This window comes from Nocardia sp. NPDC006630, from assembly GCF_040611495.1.
Classification (GTDB): Bacteria; Actinomycetota; Actinomycetes; order Mycobacteriales; family Mycobacteriaceae; genus Nocardia.
The window spans coordinates 807,038-820,435 of the sequence record NZ_JBEXOK010000001.1; the positions used below are offsets into that span (position 1 = coordinate 807,038).

The 13,398-nt window shown below is 67.4% G+C and carries 14 protein-coding genes; 5 read left to right on the forward strand and 9 right to left on the reverse strand.

Annotated elements, in window-relative coordinates:
* Positions 1–8: 8 nt before the first annotated feature.
* Entirely contained in the window at positions 9–947 is a 939-nt protein-coding gene (locus ABZX86_RS03695; protein WP_327142214.1) for a UTP--glucose-1-phosphate uridylyltransferase, read from the reverse strand.
* 341 nt (positions 948–1,288) lie between these two features.
* On the opposite strand from ABZX86_RS03695, the gene ABZX86_RS03700 reads away from it, so the two are divergent.
* From ABZX86_RS03700 to mscL, 5 genes are all read left to right on the forward strand, one after another.
* Entirely contained in the window at positions 1,289–2,935 is a 1,647-nt protein-coding gene (locus ABZX86_RS03700) for a metallophosphoesterase family protein (protein ID WP_355119612.1), read from the forward strand.
* A 224-nt stretch (positions 2,936–3,159) separates the two neighbouring features.
* Positions 3,160–3,750 (forward strand): 5-formyltetrahydrofolate cyclo-ligase, encoded by a 591-nt coding sequence (locus tag ABZX86_RS03705; RefSeq protein WP_355119614.1) that lies wholly within the window; start codon positions 3,160–3,162, stop codon positions 3,748–3,750.
* Between the two features lie 72 nt (positions 3,751–3,822).
* Positions 3,823–4,146, forward strand: a complete 324-nt coding sequence (locus tag ABZX86_RS03710) for an FmdB family zinc ribbon protein (protein ID WP_355119616.1) — start codon at positions 3,823–3,825, stop codon at positions 4,144–4,146.
* A gap of 99 nt (positions 4,147–4,245) precedes the next feature.
* Positions 4,246–4,929 (forward strand): SAF domain-containing protein, encoded by a 684-nt coding sequence (locus ABZX86_RS03715; protein ID WP_355119618.1) that lies wholly within the window; start codon positions 4,246–4,248, stop codon positions 4,927–4,929.
* Between the two features lie 169 nt (positions 4,930–5,098).
* Entirely contained in the window at positions 5,099–5,506 is a 408-nt protein-coding gene (mscL, locus tag ABZX86_RS03720; RefSeq protein WP_355119862.1) for a large conductance mechanosensitive channel protein MscL, read from the forward strand.
* A 128-nt stretch (positions 5,507–5,634) separates the two neighbouring features.
* Here the strand turns inward: mscL and ABZX86_RS03725 are convergent, their stop codons facing one another.
* The 8 genes from ABZX86_RS03725 to ABZX86_RS03760 all read right to left on the reverse strand — a co-directional run bounded on the left by ABZX86_RS03725 (position 5,635) and on the right by ABZX86_RS03760 (position 13,351).
* Complete coding sequence (locus tag ABZX86_RS03725) at positions 5,635–6,318, reverse strand: MspA family porin (protein ID WP_355119620.1); 684 nt, start codon at positions 6,316–6,318, stop codon at positions 5,635–5,637.
* 62 nt (positions 6,319–6,380) lie between these two features.
* Positions 6,381–7,061, reverse strand: a complete 681-nt coding sequence (locus ABZX86_RS03730) for an MspA family porin (RefSeq protein ID WP_327142220.1) — start codon at positions 7,059–7,061, stop codon at positions 6,381–6,383.
* Positions 7,062–7,377: 316 nt separating this feature from the next.
* Positions 7,378–8,064: an MspA family porin gene (locus tag ABZX86_RS03735; protein ID WP_355119622.1), complete on the reverse strand. Its 687-nt coding sequence runs from the start codon at positions 8,062–8,064 to the stop codon at positions 7,378–7,380.
* 79 nt (positions 8,065–8,143) lie between these two features.
* Complete coding sequence (locus ABZX86_RS03740) at positions 8,144–8,821, reverse strand: MspA family porin (RefSeq protein ID WP_355119624.1); 678 nt, start codon at positions 8,819–8,821, stop codon at positions 8,144–8,146.
* Positions 8,822–9,161: 340 nt separating this feature from the next.
* Positions 9,162–9,377: a hypothetical protein gene (locus ABZX86_RS03745; protein ID WP_355119626.1), complete on the reverse strand. Its 216-nt coding sequence runs from the start codon at positions 9,375–9,377 to the stop codon at positions 9,162–9,164.
* Positions 9,374–9,868 (reverse strand): MogA/MoaB family molybdenum cofactor biosynthesis protein, encoded by a 495-nt coding sequence (locus ABZX86_RS03750; RefSeq protein ID WP_297613539.1) that lies wholly within the window; start codon positions 9,866–9,868, stop codon positions 9,374–9,376. The genes ABZX86_RS03745 and ABZX86_RS03750 overlap by 4 nt, the downstream gene beginning before the upstream one ends.
* A gap of 140 nt (positions 9,869–10,008) precedes the next feature.
* Entirely contained in the window at positions 10,009–11,184 is a 1,176-nt protein-coding gene (locus ABZX86_RS03755) for a trypsin-like peptidase domain-containing protein (protein ID WP_355119865.1), read from the reverse strand.
* A gap of 775 nt (positions 11,185–11,959) precedes the next feature.
* The gene (locus ABZX86_RS03760; RefSeq protein WP_355119867.1) at positions 11,960–13,351 is read right to left on the reverse strand and encodes a HAMP domain-containing sensor histidine kinase; all 1,392 of its coding nucleotides are present in this window, start codon (positions 13,349–13,351) and stop codon (positions 11,960–11,962) included.
* Between the last annotated feature and the right edge of the window lie 47 nt (positions 13,352–13,398).

The window sequence follows — 13,398 nt, forward strand, 5'->3', positions numbered from 1 at the left end:
GGTATTGGTCACTCGTACGAGGTCAGCTGCGGATTCCAGCTCGGGCTGAGTCGCTGTTCGAGCCACTCACGCAGAGCCGGGCCGTATTCCTCTCGTTCCAAAGCGAAATCCACCGCAGCACGAAGATATCCGCCCGGGTTGCCCAGATCGTGGCGCGACCCGCGATGGACGACCACGTGCACCGGATGTCCCTCCGCGATCAGCAGCGCGATGGCGTCCGTCAACTGCAGTTCGCCGCCCGCTCCGGGCGTGATCCGGCGCAGTGCGTCGAAAATGGCGCGGTCCAACAGATATCGGCCGGCGGCCGCGAAAGTGGAGGGCGCCTCGTCCAGGGCCGGCTTCTCCACCATGCCGTTGACCTTGAGCACATCCGCGGACGCACCCGGCAGCACCTCGACATCGAAGACGCCGTACGCGCTGACGAGTTCCTTCGGCACATCGATGGCGCACAGCACCGAACCGCCGTAGATCCGCCGCACGCGGGACATGACCGTCAGCACACCGCTCGGCAGCACCAGATCGTCGGGAAGCAGCACCGCGATGGCGTCCTCATCGGCGTCCAGCACCGATTCCGCCTGTGCCACCGCATGACCCAGGCCGAGCGGCTCCTCCTGCACCACCGAGGTGACATCGAGCAGCCCCGGCGCCTTGCGCACCTTCTCCAGCAGATGGAATTTGCCGCGCTCCTCGAGCGTGCTCTCCAGCACCAGATCCTCGACGAAATGCGCTACCACACCGTCTTTTCCGGGCGAGGTGACGATCACCAGCCGAGTGGCGCCGGAATCCGCGGCCTCGGCGGCGACCAATTCGATGCCCGGGGTGTCGACCACCGGCAGCAGCTCCTTGGGGACCGTCTTGGTCGCGGGCAGGAACCTCGTGCCGAGTCCCGCCGCGGGCACCACCGCGGTGCGGAAGCACGACTCGGTTCCGCCGCCGTTAGCTGTCATGAACTCACCCTATCCATCCGTCTCATCTATCGATGCGCCCCGAACAGCGCCCCGACATCCACGAGAGCCTAAGCGTCCGCAGCGCGGGTAGCGCACCGAACGCCCGACCGAGGCCATGGCCGCGCACCCGTCACGCCGCAGCGAACCGGTTGCTATCGGCGCGAACTGCGTGAAGTACGGAACACCCCGGCGATACCGGGGCTATCAGTTCGTACCCGGTGCGGGGGCACGCAAACCGTGTACACCGCCACCCGCGCAGCGCACCGGGCCCGCCGACGTGTTCACGTATCGTTCGCCGCGCCGTGGCTTGTCGCGAACCCGGCCGAGGTTAGCTGGCAGCCATGAGCGAGCGTGAGGATTCCCACAGCAGCGGTCCCGACACTCCCGGGGGCGGTGGCACTCCCGGCGCGGCGGCGGGTGGCGTCAGCCGGCGGCGGCTCTTCGGCGCGTCCGCGGGTGCGGCGCTGGCAGGGCTCGCGGTCGGGGCGGGCGGGGCGGTCGCCCTGCGCGGCAACGGATCCGGCGCGGCGGCCTGGCCGCGGTCGGCCGAATTGGTGATCGCGCCGGATCAGGCTGCCGCGCCGCGGGTTTCGGGACTGCACCTGCAGTACGGCGCGGATGCCGCGCGCGAGGCCGTGGTGTCCTGGCATACCGCCGGCTCGGTCAGCAAGCCGGTGGTGCGGTACGGGACCGCCGCCGACGGCTTCGGCAAGACCGCGGACGCCGAGACACGCACCTATCGGGATGCCAAGGCCGGCATCGAAATTCAGGCGCACCATGCCCGCCTGACCGGACTGAGCCCGGATACCGACTACATCTACGCGGCCGGGCACGACGGTGCGCCGCCGGAGCTGGGCACGCTGCGCACCGCACCCGGCGGACGGGCGAAGTTCCGGTTCACCAGCTTCGGCGATCAGGGCACGCCGACGGTCGGCAAGGCGGTGAACGGCACCTGGGTCAACGACAATCTGGGCTCACCGTTCGCCGGTGACGTCACCGGCGGCATCGAACAGCTGGCGCCGCTGTTCAACCTCGTCAACGGCGATCTCTGCTACGCCAATCTGGCAACCGACCGGCTGCGCACCTGGAACGACTGGTGGGCCAACAACTCTCGCTCGGCCCGCTACCGGCCCTGGATGCCCGCACCCGGCAACCACGAGAACGAACTCGGCAACGGGCCTATCGGCTACGCGGCCTTCCAGACGTACTTCACCGTGCCGGACTCCGGCAGCGAGGAGCACGCGAAGGGACTCTGGTACTCCTTCACCGCCGGCGGCGTGCGCGTGATCGCGGTCGCCAATGACGACATCTGCTACCAGGACGCGGGCAACAGCTACATTCGCGGCTACTCCGGCGGCGCCCAGAAGCGCTGGCTGGAAAGCGAACTGGCGAAGGCGCGCGGCGATCGCGGCATCGACTGGGTGGTGGTGTTCATGCACCAGACCGCCATCTCCTCCGCCGACAAGTTCAACGGCGCCGACCGCGCCATCCGCGAGGACTGGCTGCCGCTGTTCGACAAATACCAGGTCGATCTGGTGCTGTGCGGGCACGAACACCATTACGAGCGTTCGCATCCCGTCCGCGGCACACTGGGCACCGAAACGCTGACACCCAAGCCCGCCGACACCCGCAAGGACGTCATCGACACCACCAAGGGCACCGTGCACCTGGTGATCGGCGGCGGCGGCACCTCGGCGCCGTCCAACGCCCTGTTCTTCCCCGGCGACAAATGCCGGGTCATCACCGCCGTGGGCGATGTCGACCCCGCCACCGGCAAGAAGACCCCCGTCTACGTCATGGAGGACGCACCCTGGTCCGCCTTCAAAGACGCCGAACACCCCTACGGCTTCTGCTCTTTCGACGTCGACCCCGGCACCCCCGGCGGCAACACCACCATCACCGCCACCTACTACGCCCTCACCGGCCCCACCAGCGACCTGAAAGCCATCGACAAGTTCACCCTCACCCGCCCCCGCTCGGATCGCTAGGCAGCACCCTCGTCGCCCCCAGCGCGCTACACCCTCGTTATCCGGCGCGCTGCACATCGTCATCCCGGCACGCTGCACATCGTCATCCCGGTGCGCTTCTTGGCCGGGATCCCACCGGCGCGTGCAGATCCCGGCCAAAAGCACGCCGGGATGACGAGGAGGCTTGCCGGGCGACCAGGGGCCGAGAGCGCGGTTGCTTCAGCGGCGGCGCTTATCGTGAGGGCGTGAGCGGTAGCGGCGGGTGGGACAAGCGGGCGTGGCGGGAGGAGATTCTCGCGCGGCGGAAGGCAGTGCCGGAAGACGTGCGGGAGCGGGAAGCCGCGGCGCTGGCCGAGGGGGTTCGGCAGCTCGGGGGGAGCGGGTGGGTGTGCGCCTATGTGGCGGTCGGGGGTGAACCGGGGTCGCTTGCCATGCTGGACGCGCTGCGGGTCGCAGGGGCGCGGGTGCTGCTGCCGGTTACCGGTGAGCCCGGTCCCCTGGAGTGGGCGGAATACACCGGGGCGGAGGGGCTGCGGCGCGGGCGGTTCGGGCTGCGGGAGCCGGAGGGCGACCTCGTGCCGGACGCCTTGGCGGGAGCCGAAGTGATTCTGGTGCCCGCCCTGGCGGTGGATCGGCGGGGTGTGCGATTGGGGCGCGGAGCGGGCTATTACGACCGCAGTCTGAGCGCGGCGCGATCGGATGTACGGTTGGTCGCGGTCGTGCGGGACGATGAACTCGTGGACCATTTGCCGGAGGAGCCACACGACCACCGAATGGGGTGGGCGCTGACTCCGTCCGGCGGGCTGTACAAGCTGGAAGAACGCGCCGGGAATTGACACCCGATTGGCAGCGTTGGCACTGCCAGCTGTAGAGTGCTAATTCGACAAAGAGCGTGGAGGATAATCCCGATGCCTACTTACTCGTATGCGTGCACCGAGTGCGACAACAAGTTCGACATCGTGCAGTCCTTCTCCGATGATGCGCTGACCACCTGCGACCGCTGCAACGGCAAGCTGCGCAAGCTCTTCAACTCGGTCGGCATCGTCTTCAAGGGCAGCGGCTTCTACCGCACCGACAGCCGCAACGGCTCCACCTCGAGCGAGCCCGCCAAGGCGCCGTCGGGTGAGAACGGCTCCGGTAGCGGAAGTACTCCGGCGAGCACCCCCGCGAGCACCGCGACGCCGTCGGCCCCCGCCAAGCCGAGCACGTCGAACAGCACGTCCGCCGCCTGATTCGCGTTCTGCACCAGGCGATTTCCACATAGTTTTCGTTATCCACAGCCGACCCTTTTCCGGGGTCGGCTGATCCTCGCGCGGCCATAGTCTGGCCGCATGATCCGATTCCGCACGGCCGGCGGCCCGGACGCCGAGCTCGGCCACGATTCCCGCTTCGAGTTCGCCGCGCGCCTGCGCCCGCCCTGGGCCGACGGCGCCCTGGTGCGCCGCATCGCGGCGGTCGCGCTGCTGGCATTCGCCGCCGTACTGGCGGTGCGCGGCGACCCGGCGGCCCGGCACACCGACGTCCTCGTGGCCACGCGGGAGCTGCCACCCGGGCATGTACTCGGCGACGACGATCTGCGCGCCGCGCCCCGCGAGAGCGCCACCCTGCCCGACGGCGTGATTCGCGAACCCGATCGATTGCGCGGCGCCACCCTCACCGGCGCGGTGACCGCGGGCGAGGTCCTCACCGAACTGCGGGTGGTCGGCCCGCGGCTGGCGGCCGTCGCCGCCCACTCCCCCGATGCCCGCATCGTTCCGATCCGGCTGGCGGACAACGGCCTTGCCGACATACTGCGCGCCGGCGACCGGGTCGATGTGGTGGCCGCCGAGGAACCGGGCGCCGGCGGGCGTCCGGCCCGGCTGCTGGCCGCCGACGCCGCGGTCGTCCTGGCTCCCGGCGCGAGCACCGTGCGGGGACGCGAGGAGCGGCTGGTGCTGGTGGCGCTGGACTCCCGGCGCGCGACCGCGGTGGCGGCGGCCTCGCTGCGTACGGCGCTCACCGTGGTTTTCCACTGACCGGCAACCGGTCCTGCAACACCGGTACGGATGTTCCACAACCTCACGTGCCCGTGAACTACCATCGCCCGATAACCGCATGGTCATGAACTACCACCGGATGAACTTCGCCCGACTCGCTATCCGGCCCGCGCTCGCGCGAGCCAATCACGTAGAGGAGTTTTCGGCAATGCTCAAGGGTTTCAAGGAGTTTCTACTTCGCGGTAATGTCGTCGACCTGGCGGTCGCCGTTGTCATGGGTACCGCATTCGTCGCGATCGTCACCGCGTTCAGCGATGGCATCATCACTCCATTGCTCGCGGTGTTCGGCAACACCGGCAACCTGGGCCTCGGCTTCCAGCTGATCGCCGATAAACCGGCGACCTTCATCGCCATCGGCCCGATCATCACGGCGGCGCTCAATTTCGTCATTATCGCGGCGCTGCTGTACTTCGTCCTGGTGATGCCGGCGAACCGGGCCAAGTCGCGCTGGGGCGCCAAAGAGACACCGCTGTCGGATAACGAACTGCTGGTACAGATTCGGGACCTGCTCGCCGAGGGCGGCAATGGCGCCGGCGGGGGCAAGCACGAAAGCTGAAGTTGCACAGAGATATTCGAAGTGTACGGAAACGAAAGCGGGCCCGGCGCGAAATGCGCCGGGCCCGTTCGTCTTACGATCACACAATCAGCCGAGGCCGAAACCCGATCAGCCGAGGCCGAATCCGATCAGCCGAGGCTGAACGGTGCGCCCCACAGCGTGGTCCAGGTGATCACATTGTCGGTCTCGATTTCGACGTTCACGAAGGCACGCGCCTGGGCGTAGCCGGCGCAACCGTTCAGGCCGATGGTCTCGTCAGCCCAGGTGACCGAGCCGCTGGAACCCTTGAAGGTGTTCTTGGTCTTGTGGGTCGGGTTGCCGAAGTCATCCGGCATTTCCCGGTCCAGGATGTAGAACGACTGAGCCTGGCCGGGGCCGAGGGTCAGGTTGCCGCCGCCGGTGGCGCCGGCGCTCGGGGTGACATTGCCCGAGCTGTCCCAGGAAGCGCCGCCGCTGACGCCGCCATTGGTGTTGGCGCCATCGATGGTGACCTGGCAACCGACCACGTAACCGGGGTAGATGTTGCCGCCGACATCGGTGTTGTTACCCGAGATCTGGACCTGCGCCGAGGCGGAAACCCAGGCATTGCGGTGCAGCGGGGTGTCACCCATGGACGGGTTGATGTTGGCGGACTCGCCGACGAGGTTCACCGTCACCACGGTGCCGTCGGAGAGGGTCTTGGTGAGAGATCCGCCCGGCAGCGGAATCACGGTATCGGCGTTGGCAGCGCCGGTCGAGGAGAGCAGGCCGAGGGCGACGGTTGCGACAGCGCCGACACCAGCCACCCGAGCCACAGTCTTACGGATGTTCATTACAATTGTCCCTCAGGGTTGAGTTCGCTTACGCGAGAAGTGATCTGGCGGGGGGTTACCACTCAGCCGACGCTGAACGGCTGGCCGTACAAGGTGGTCTTCGAGTAGTTGTCGCCGATGACCTCGACGGTTGTGTACGCCCGCGCCTGCGCATAGCCCGCGCAACCCTGGATCTGGATTTCGGCATCCTGGTACTCCACCGAGTAGGTACCCGGCTTCTTGATGTCCTTGTAGTCGATCTGTACGAACGTCACCTGACCGGGGCCGATGTTGACGCCGATCGAGCCACCCAGGTTCGCGTCGCTGAGGCTGACGCCACCGGAGATTCCGGCGGAGACGGCGTCTTCGCCGATGCTGACCTGGCAGCCGATGATGTAACCGGTGCTCAGCTGCGAGGCGCCATGGGTGGAGGAGTTGTTGGATCCCGGACTGTTCAGCGGACCGTTGTTCGGACCGACTGTGCCGTCGGGAGTGTCGGTCACATCGGCAACAGCGTTGCCCGTGACCCATACGACGCGGCCAGCGCCGTTGGCCGCCAGCGACGGCGAAATGACGGCGTGCTCACCCGTACGAGTGATGGTGACTGTCCCACTCGGAGACACCTTCTGACCGTCCGGCAACGGTGCGAAGACATCGGCAGTAGCTGCCCCAGTCGAAAAAAGGCCGATGGCCACGGCCGCGGCCGCGCCGATACCCGCAATGCGGGCACCACGACGCAGACCGTGGGTGCGGTTCTCGCTCATACTTCCCCTCATCAGGTTTCTAGCGATCAGCCTCGACCACCGAGGCTGAAAAGGGTTCCGGCGAACCCAGCATGTGGGTCCTTGCGAACCCCGGTAAGTTTGTCGCCGCATTGTTGCCACTGTGTTACTGCTTACAATTTCTTTCATGCTGCGACGCTGGGCACTTTACATCACCGTTGTGAGCCATGAGGTGTGAGAGAAGAGGATCCAGTGCAACTACACAAGATGGAGTACCTATGTCGAGAATGCTATCGATAGCAAAAAGGGCCCGGCGCTAATCGCGCCGGGCCCCTGGGGTTCTGCTGAAACGAACGAATCAGCCGAGGCTGAAGGGCTGTCCCCACAGGGTGACAGCGGTGATGACGTTCGGAGTCTCGATCTGCACGGCCACGAAGGCGCGGGCCTGAGCGTATCCGCCGCAACCGTTCAGATTGACGGTCTCGTCGGACCAGGTCACCGAGCCGTTCGAACCCTTGAAGACATTGCGGGTGTAGTGGTCCTCGTTGCCGTAGTCATCGGGCGCCTCCTCGTCGAGGAGGTAGTAGGCCTTCGCCTGCCCGGGGCCGAGCGTCAGGTTGCCGCCCGCGGTGCCGCCGGTGTTGCCGCCGTTCACGGTCGGTCCGTTCGCACCGAAGTCGGCGCCGCCGGTCGCGCCGCCATTGGCGCCGCCACCTGCGATATTCACCTGGCAGCCGACAACGTAGCCGGGGACGATCTTGCCGCCCACGCTGCCGTTGGTGCCGGACAGCTCGACCTGCGCGCTACCGGAGACCCACGCATTGCGGTGCAGCGGAGTGGCGCCCATCGACGGGTTGATGTTCGCGGACTCGCCGACGAGGCGGACCGTCACCACGGTGCCGTCGGACAGGGTCTGGGTGAGTGTGCCGCCCGCGAGGGGGACGAAGGTGTCGGCATTGGCCGCGCCGGTGGACAGCAAACCCAGAGCGGCGGTAGCGGCGACGCCGATACCGGCGGCCCGGGCCATGGTCTTTCGAAGGTTCATCGTTCTTTCCCTCTAGGGTCGAATTCGCTTATGCGAGGAATGAATTGGCGTTCACGGCGCGGTGCCGCGACATGCAGCGTCAGCCGAGGCTGAACGGCTGCCCGTAGAGGGTGGTCTTCGAGTAGTTGTCGCCGATGATCTCGACAACGGAGTAGGCACGTGCCTGGGCATAACCGGCGCAACCCTGGATCTCGATCGGCACATCCTGGTACTCGACCGAGTAGGTGCCCGGCTTCAGGATGTCCTTGGAGTTGATCTGAACGAGCTTGACCTCACCCGGGCCGACATTCAGGCCGACCGAACCGCCCAGACTGCCGCCGGACAGATTCACGCCGCCGGAGACGCCGGCCGAAATGGCATTGTCGGCGAGACTGACCTGGCAGCCGATGACGTACCCGGTGTTCAGCTGCGAGGCGCCGTGGGTGGAGGAGTTGTTGCTGCCCTGGCCATTCGCAGGTCCGTTGTTCGGGCCGACGGTGCCGTCCGGGGTCGCGGTGACGTCGGCGAAGGTCTTGCCCGAAAGCCACGCGGTACGGCCTGCGCCATTGCCCGCCATCGAGGGCGAGATGACGGCGTGCTCGCCGATCCGGGTGATGGTCACGCCCGCCGGACTCGTCTTCTGACCGTCCGGCAACGGTACGAAGGTGTCGGCACTGGCGGCGCCGGTCGACAGCAGACCGAGCGCTAGGGCGGTGGCTGCGCCGAAGCCCGCGATGCGGACGGCGCGACGGACACCGCTGGTGCGGTTCTCGCTCATTCTTTCCCTCATCAGGTTGTCTCGCATTCAGCTCCGACCACCGGAACCGACTTGGTCGCCGCATGCCCAATCTCCCAAAGCGAGCAAAACTCAAGCAGCCTGCTCAAACTTCTTGGACACGTGGTTTTATCGACCCGCGGGAGACAATAGCCACAGTGGTTACTATTTGGCAACACAGCTGCGGCATGCGAATACCACGATGATTTGTCGCAAATGTGATTTATGCCGCCGAGCGGCGAGAGGCCGCCGAAAAGAGTTGCGAATGCGATTATGAGCGCACTCAGCGCTGAGCGAACTCAGCTGTGACGCCGGGCGAACTCAGCTGTGATGCCGCGCCGACTCAGCCGTGATGCGGGGGCACCTGGGAGCGCAGCCAGTCATCCCCCGACTGCCCCGAATCCGGTTCGGGTGTGCGCTCGTCACCGGTGGTGCTGGGCAGCGCGTCACCGAAGACGGCCGCCAGTTTGGCGGCCTCGGCCGCCGATAAACGACGAGACCCCGCTCGGCGCGCTGCCGGGCGGGGTTCGTCGGAAGAACGGTCGGACTCGGAAGTCATTCCGCCAGACCGGAGAGCTCGTCGATGACCTTGCTCGCCAGCGGGCCCAGGGTCGCCATGCCGTCGCGGATCGCGGCGCGCGAACCAGGCAGGTTCACCACCAGCGTGCTGCCCGAGACGCCGGCCAGACCGCGCGACAGGCCGGCCTCCAGCGAACCCGACGACAACCCGGACGCGCGCAGCGCCTCGCTGATGCCCGGGAGCAGCCGGTCCAGCACCTCCTCGGTGGCCTCGGGCGTGACATCGCGCGGCGACATACCCGTGCCGCCGACCGAGATCACCAGATCCACACCGCCGATGACGGCGGTATTGAGCGCATTGCGAATCTCCACCTCATCGGCCTGCACCGATACCGAAGCGTCGACCAGGAACCCCGCCTCGGTGAGTAGTTCGGTGACCAGCGGACCGAAGGAGTCCTCGCCACCGTGGGCGGTTCGGTCGTCGACGACCACGACAAGAGCACGGCCCGCCACTGCGGCATCGATTTCCATGGTGCTCACCGTAGCGTCCCCGCCCGACAACACGTCGCCCGTGCCCGACAACAGAGCGCCCTTGTCGGACAACAGCTCCCAGCCGCCCTCCGCGGTCACTCGAATCGCGGGCATCGGGGTCGGTCCGGTCTCGTGCTGCATCAGGATGCCGCCTCTCCCAGGGTCACGTCGACGGTCTTGGCATTGTTGCCCTGATCGTCGGTGTAGGTCAGCTTGACCTTGTCGCCGGGCCGGTGCGAGCGCACCGCGGCGATCAGCGCATTGCCCGAATCGATAAGCTGGTCATCGAGTTTCGTGACGATCACATTGTTCGGGACGGCGGCCTTGGCGGCCGGACCGTCGGCGGTGACCTCGAGGATGCGAGCCCCGTTGGCATCGTCCTGCGCGCGGACCTTCACACCGAGCTGCGCGTAGGTGGCCTTGCCGTTCTTGATCAGCTCATCGGCCACCCGGCGCGCGGTATCGACCGGAATGGCGAATCCGAGACCGATGGACCCGCTCTGCGCACCCGCGGCCTCCGACGTCCCGAGGGTGGCGATGGCGGTATTGATGCCGATCAGCTTGCCGTTCATATCGACCAGCGCGCCACCGGAGTTGCCCGGATTGATCGCCGCGTCGGTCTGGATGGCATCGATGACCGTGCCCTGCGAACCCGGCTCACCGCTGGTCGACACCGGGCGGTTGAGCGAGGAGACGATGCCCGTGGTCACCGTGCCCGCCAGTCCGAGCGGCGAACCGACCGCCACCACCGACTGACCGACCTGCAGGCCCGCGGACGCGCCGAGGTCGATCGGGGTCAGGCCCTGCTTACCGTCGACCTTGACGACCGCCAGATCCGAGACCGGATCCGCGCCGACCAGCTTCGCGGGCACCATGCTGCCGTCGCTGAACGCCACCTGCATCTGGGCGTTCGGCCCGGCGCCGCTGACCACGTGATTATTGGTGAGGATCAGGCCGTCGGTGGACAGGATCACACCGGACCCCTCCCCCTCGGCCTTACTGCTCGCGACCTTGATCATGACGACACTCGGCAGCACCTTCTGCGCGACGGCCTGCACCGAACCGGCGGGCGCATTAGCCACCGTGTTCACCTTCGGCTGCGGAGCGTCGAGCGCATTGGTCAGCGAGGAACCGTTGTTGTCATGGGTGGCCAGCGCACCGACCGCGCCGCCGATGCCACCGCTCAGCAGTGCCAGCGCCACCGCGCCCACGACCAGGCCGGTGCGGACGGGCCGCTTGGGCGCGGGGCCACCGGGCGCACCGGGGTAGCCGGGACCTCCCGGCGGACCACCCGGGCCGACCGGCCCGCCGAAGATCGGCTCGGTGGGCGGATGCCCGCCCGCGTACCCGGACGCCGCGTACGACTGCCCGTAGGCGCCGGCCGGGAGCTGTTCGGTGCCGGAGGCCGGAAACTGTTCTGTGGCATGCACTCCCGAGGGATCCACACCGCCGTAGCCGGCCGGAGCCGCACCGTAGGGCTGACCGCCGAAGCCCTGGGCGGGATAACCCTGGGGCGCGGACGCGCCGGGCCCGTAGCCCGGACCGCTCGAGCCCGGACCGCCCGGGGCGCTCGGAGCGCCGTAGCCGGGAGCGGACTGGCCCGCCTGATAGCCCGAGTAGGGCGCGCCGGAGCTCTGGCCGCCGCGCGCCCAGGCCGAATCCTGATGCTGCGGTGCCGAGGCTCCCGGATACGGCTGTGCCGGTGCTTCCGGATTGGGCTGTGCCGGTGCTTCCTGATTCGGCTGTGCGGGTGCGCCGGGGGCCGCGGCAGGCTCCGCGGCGGAACTCTCGGCGGAAGCGCCGGTCGGTGTGGCCGATTCGACGGGCTGTGCGGAGGCGCCGGAATCGGATCCACCATGAGCCGGGGACGCGGGAGAGGCGGACGGGTCGACGAACGACCGATCGGCATCGCGGGGGTCGGGCTGCACATCGCGGTGGTCGGGCTGCGCAGAGGAGGCGCCTGGTTCGGTGCCCCGCTTCGAATCCTCGGTCATGTTTCTCGTTTCTCCTCGAGTCTCGTAGCCAAGAGTGGCGGTGACGACTGAGAGCGGACTGAGACCGTGCTGGTTTTTTCCGGAGGCTTTCCGGAAATCAGGTCTCGGGGACCGCGAAGGGTGTGCCTTCTCCAGGCAGCACGATACGGATCAAAGCGCCGCCGCGTTCGGAAGTATCGATGCTGATGGTGCCGCCGTGCTTGGTCACCACCTGTTTCACGATGGCCAGGCCCAGGCCGGAGCCGGGCATGGAGCGCGAGGTCATGGTCCGATAGAAGCGTTCGAACACCAGCTCGCGCTCGGCCGGCGGAATACCGGGACCGGCATCGTCGACGGCCAGCTCCAGCAGTCCGCGTCCGGCCTCACGCATGGTGACCCGCACCGTGCCGCCCGCCGGACTCCATTTGGCGGCATTGTCGAGCACATTGAGGATGGCACGCTCGAGCCCCGCCTCGTGGCCGAAGACGAACCAGGGCAGCAGCTGGGCATCGAATTCGACGCCGCTGCGCCGCCGCCGCGCCCGCTCCAGTGCGCGCTCGGCCACCTCGCCGATGTCGACCTGCTCGTAGACGAGATCGGGGGCGTCCTCGCGAGCCAGATCCACCAGATCGCCCACCAGCGTGGACAATTCCTCGATCTGCGCCATCACATCCGAACGCAATTCGACCATGTCCTCATCCGGAATACGCGGTGCGCCCGGACGCGAGGAGGCGATCAACAACTCCATATTGGTGCGCAAAGACGTCAGTGGCGTCTTCAGCTCATGACCGGCATCGGCCACCAAACGCCGCTGCCGCTCACGGGATTCGGTGAGCGCGCGCAGCATGGTGTTGAAACTCTCAGTGAGCCTGGCGAGTTCATCATCACCCGTCACCGGAATGGGAGTGAGGTCATCGGTGCGAGCGACTCGTTCGGTGGCCGCGGTCAGCCGGGCGATGGGTCGCAAACCGGTGCGGCCCACCGCGGTTCCCGCGGCCGCGGCGAGCATGACCCCGCAACCGCCGACGACGAACAGCAGCCACGCCAGCCGGTCCAGCACCTCCCGGGTGGGCTGCAGTCGCTGCGAAACCACCAGCGTGGAACCGGAATGCGTGCGCCGGGCCAGCACCCGCTGATTGTCGACGGTGCGCAGCGAGAAGCCGATCTCCCCGCGCGCCACCGCCAATTCCTGTTTGCCCACCGGCGGATTGGTGGTCTGCGGCGGCACATACGGGGACAGGTCCGGAAAGATCAGCGCCACACCGACATCATTCGAATACAGCCCTGCCAGCACAATCGACTGGAAGCCGAGCGAATCGAAGTTGTTGTCGATCATCAGCGAAGCCCGCGCGCGCAGTTGCGAATCCACATCCGCGTACAGCGAACGCGCCACCATCGCATAGGCGGCGATGGAGGTGAATGCGACCGCGACGGCCACCACCGAGGCGGCCAGCAGCGTCACCCGCCAGCGCAGTGATACCGAACGCGTCAGCGGCATCGGCGGGCGCATATCGGGTTCCGGCGAATTGCCGAGTCCGGCGACCAGCGGCCGCCGCG

What these genes read in the sequence shown, in the direction of transcription:
- ABZX86_RS03745 (WP_355119626.1), bottom strand. Translation starts at nt 9,377, where the DNA reads ATGACTTCCGAGTCCGACCGTTCTTCCGACGAACCCCGCCCGGCAGCG.
- ABZX86_RS03750 (WP_297613539.1), bottom strand. Translation starts at nt 9,868, where the DNA reads ATGGAAATCGATGCCGCAGTGGCGGGCCGTGCTCTTGTCGTGGTCGTC.
- ABZX86_RS03735 (WP_355119622.1), bottom strand. Translation starts at nt 8,064, where the DNA reads ATGAACCTTCGAAAGACCATGGCCCGGGCCGCCGGTATCGGCGTCGCC.
- ABZX86_RS03760 (WP_355119867.1), bottom strand. Translation starts at nt 13,351, where the DNA reads ATGCGCCCGCCGATGCCGCTGACGCGTTCGGTATCACTGCGCTGGCGG.
- ABZX86_RS03695 (WP_327142214.1), bottom strand. Translation starts at nt 947, where the DNA reads ATGACAGCTAACGGCGGCGGAACCGAGTCGTGCTTCCGCACCGCGGTG.
- ABZX86_RS03710 (WP_355119616.1), top strand. Translation starts at nt 3,823, where the DNA reads ATGCCTACTTACTCGTATGCGTGCACCGAGTGCGACAACAAGTTCGAC.
- ABZX86_RS03725 (WP_355119620.1), bottom strand. Translation starts at nt 6,318, where the DNA reads ATGAACATCCGTAAGACTGTGGCTCGGGTGGCTGGTGTCGGCGCTGTC.
- ABZX86_RS03700 (WP_355119612.1), top strand. Translation starts at nt 1,289, where the DNA reads ATGAGCGAGCGTGAGGATTCCCACAGCAGCGGTCCCGACACTCCCGGG.
- ABZX86_RS03740 (WP_355119624.1), bottom strand. Translation starts at nt 8,821, where the DNA reads ATGAGCGAGAACCGCACCAGCGGTGTCCGTCGCGCCGTCCGCATCGCG.
- ABZX86_RS03715 (WP_355119618.1), top strand. Translation starts at nt 4,246, where the DNA reads ATGATCCGATTCCGCACGGCCGGCGGCCCGGACGCCGAGCTCGGCCAC.
- mscL (WP_355119862.1), top strand. Translation starts at nt 5,099, where the DNA reads ATGCTCAAGGGTTTCAAGGAGTTTCTACTTCGCGGTAATGTCGTCGAC.
- ABZX86_RS03730 (WP_327142220.1), bottom strand. Translation starts at nt 7,061, where the DNA reads ATGAGCGAGAACCGCACCCACGGTCTGCGTCGTGGTGCCCGCATTGCG.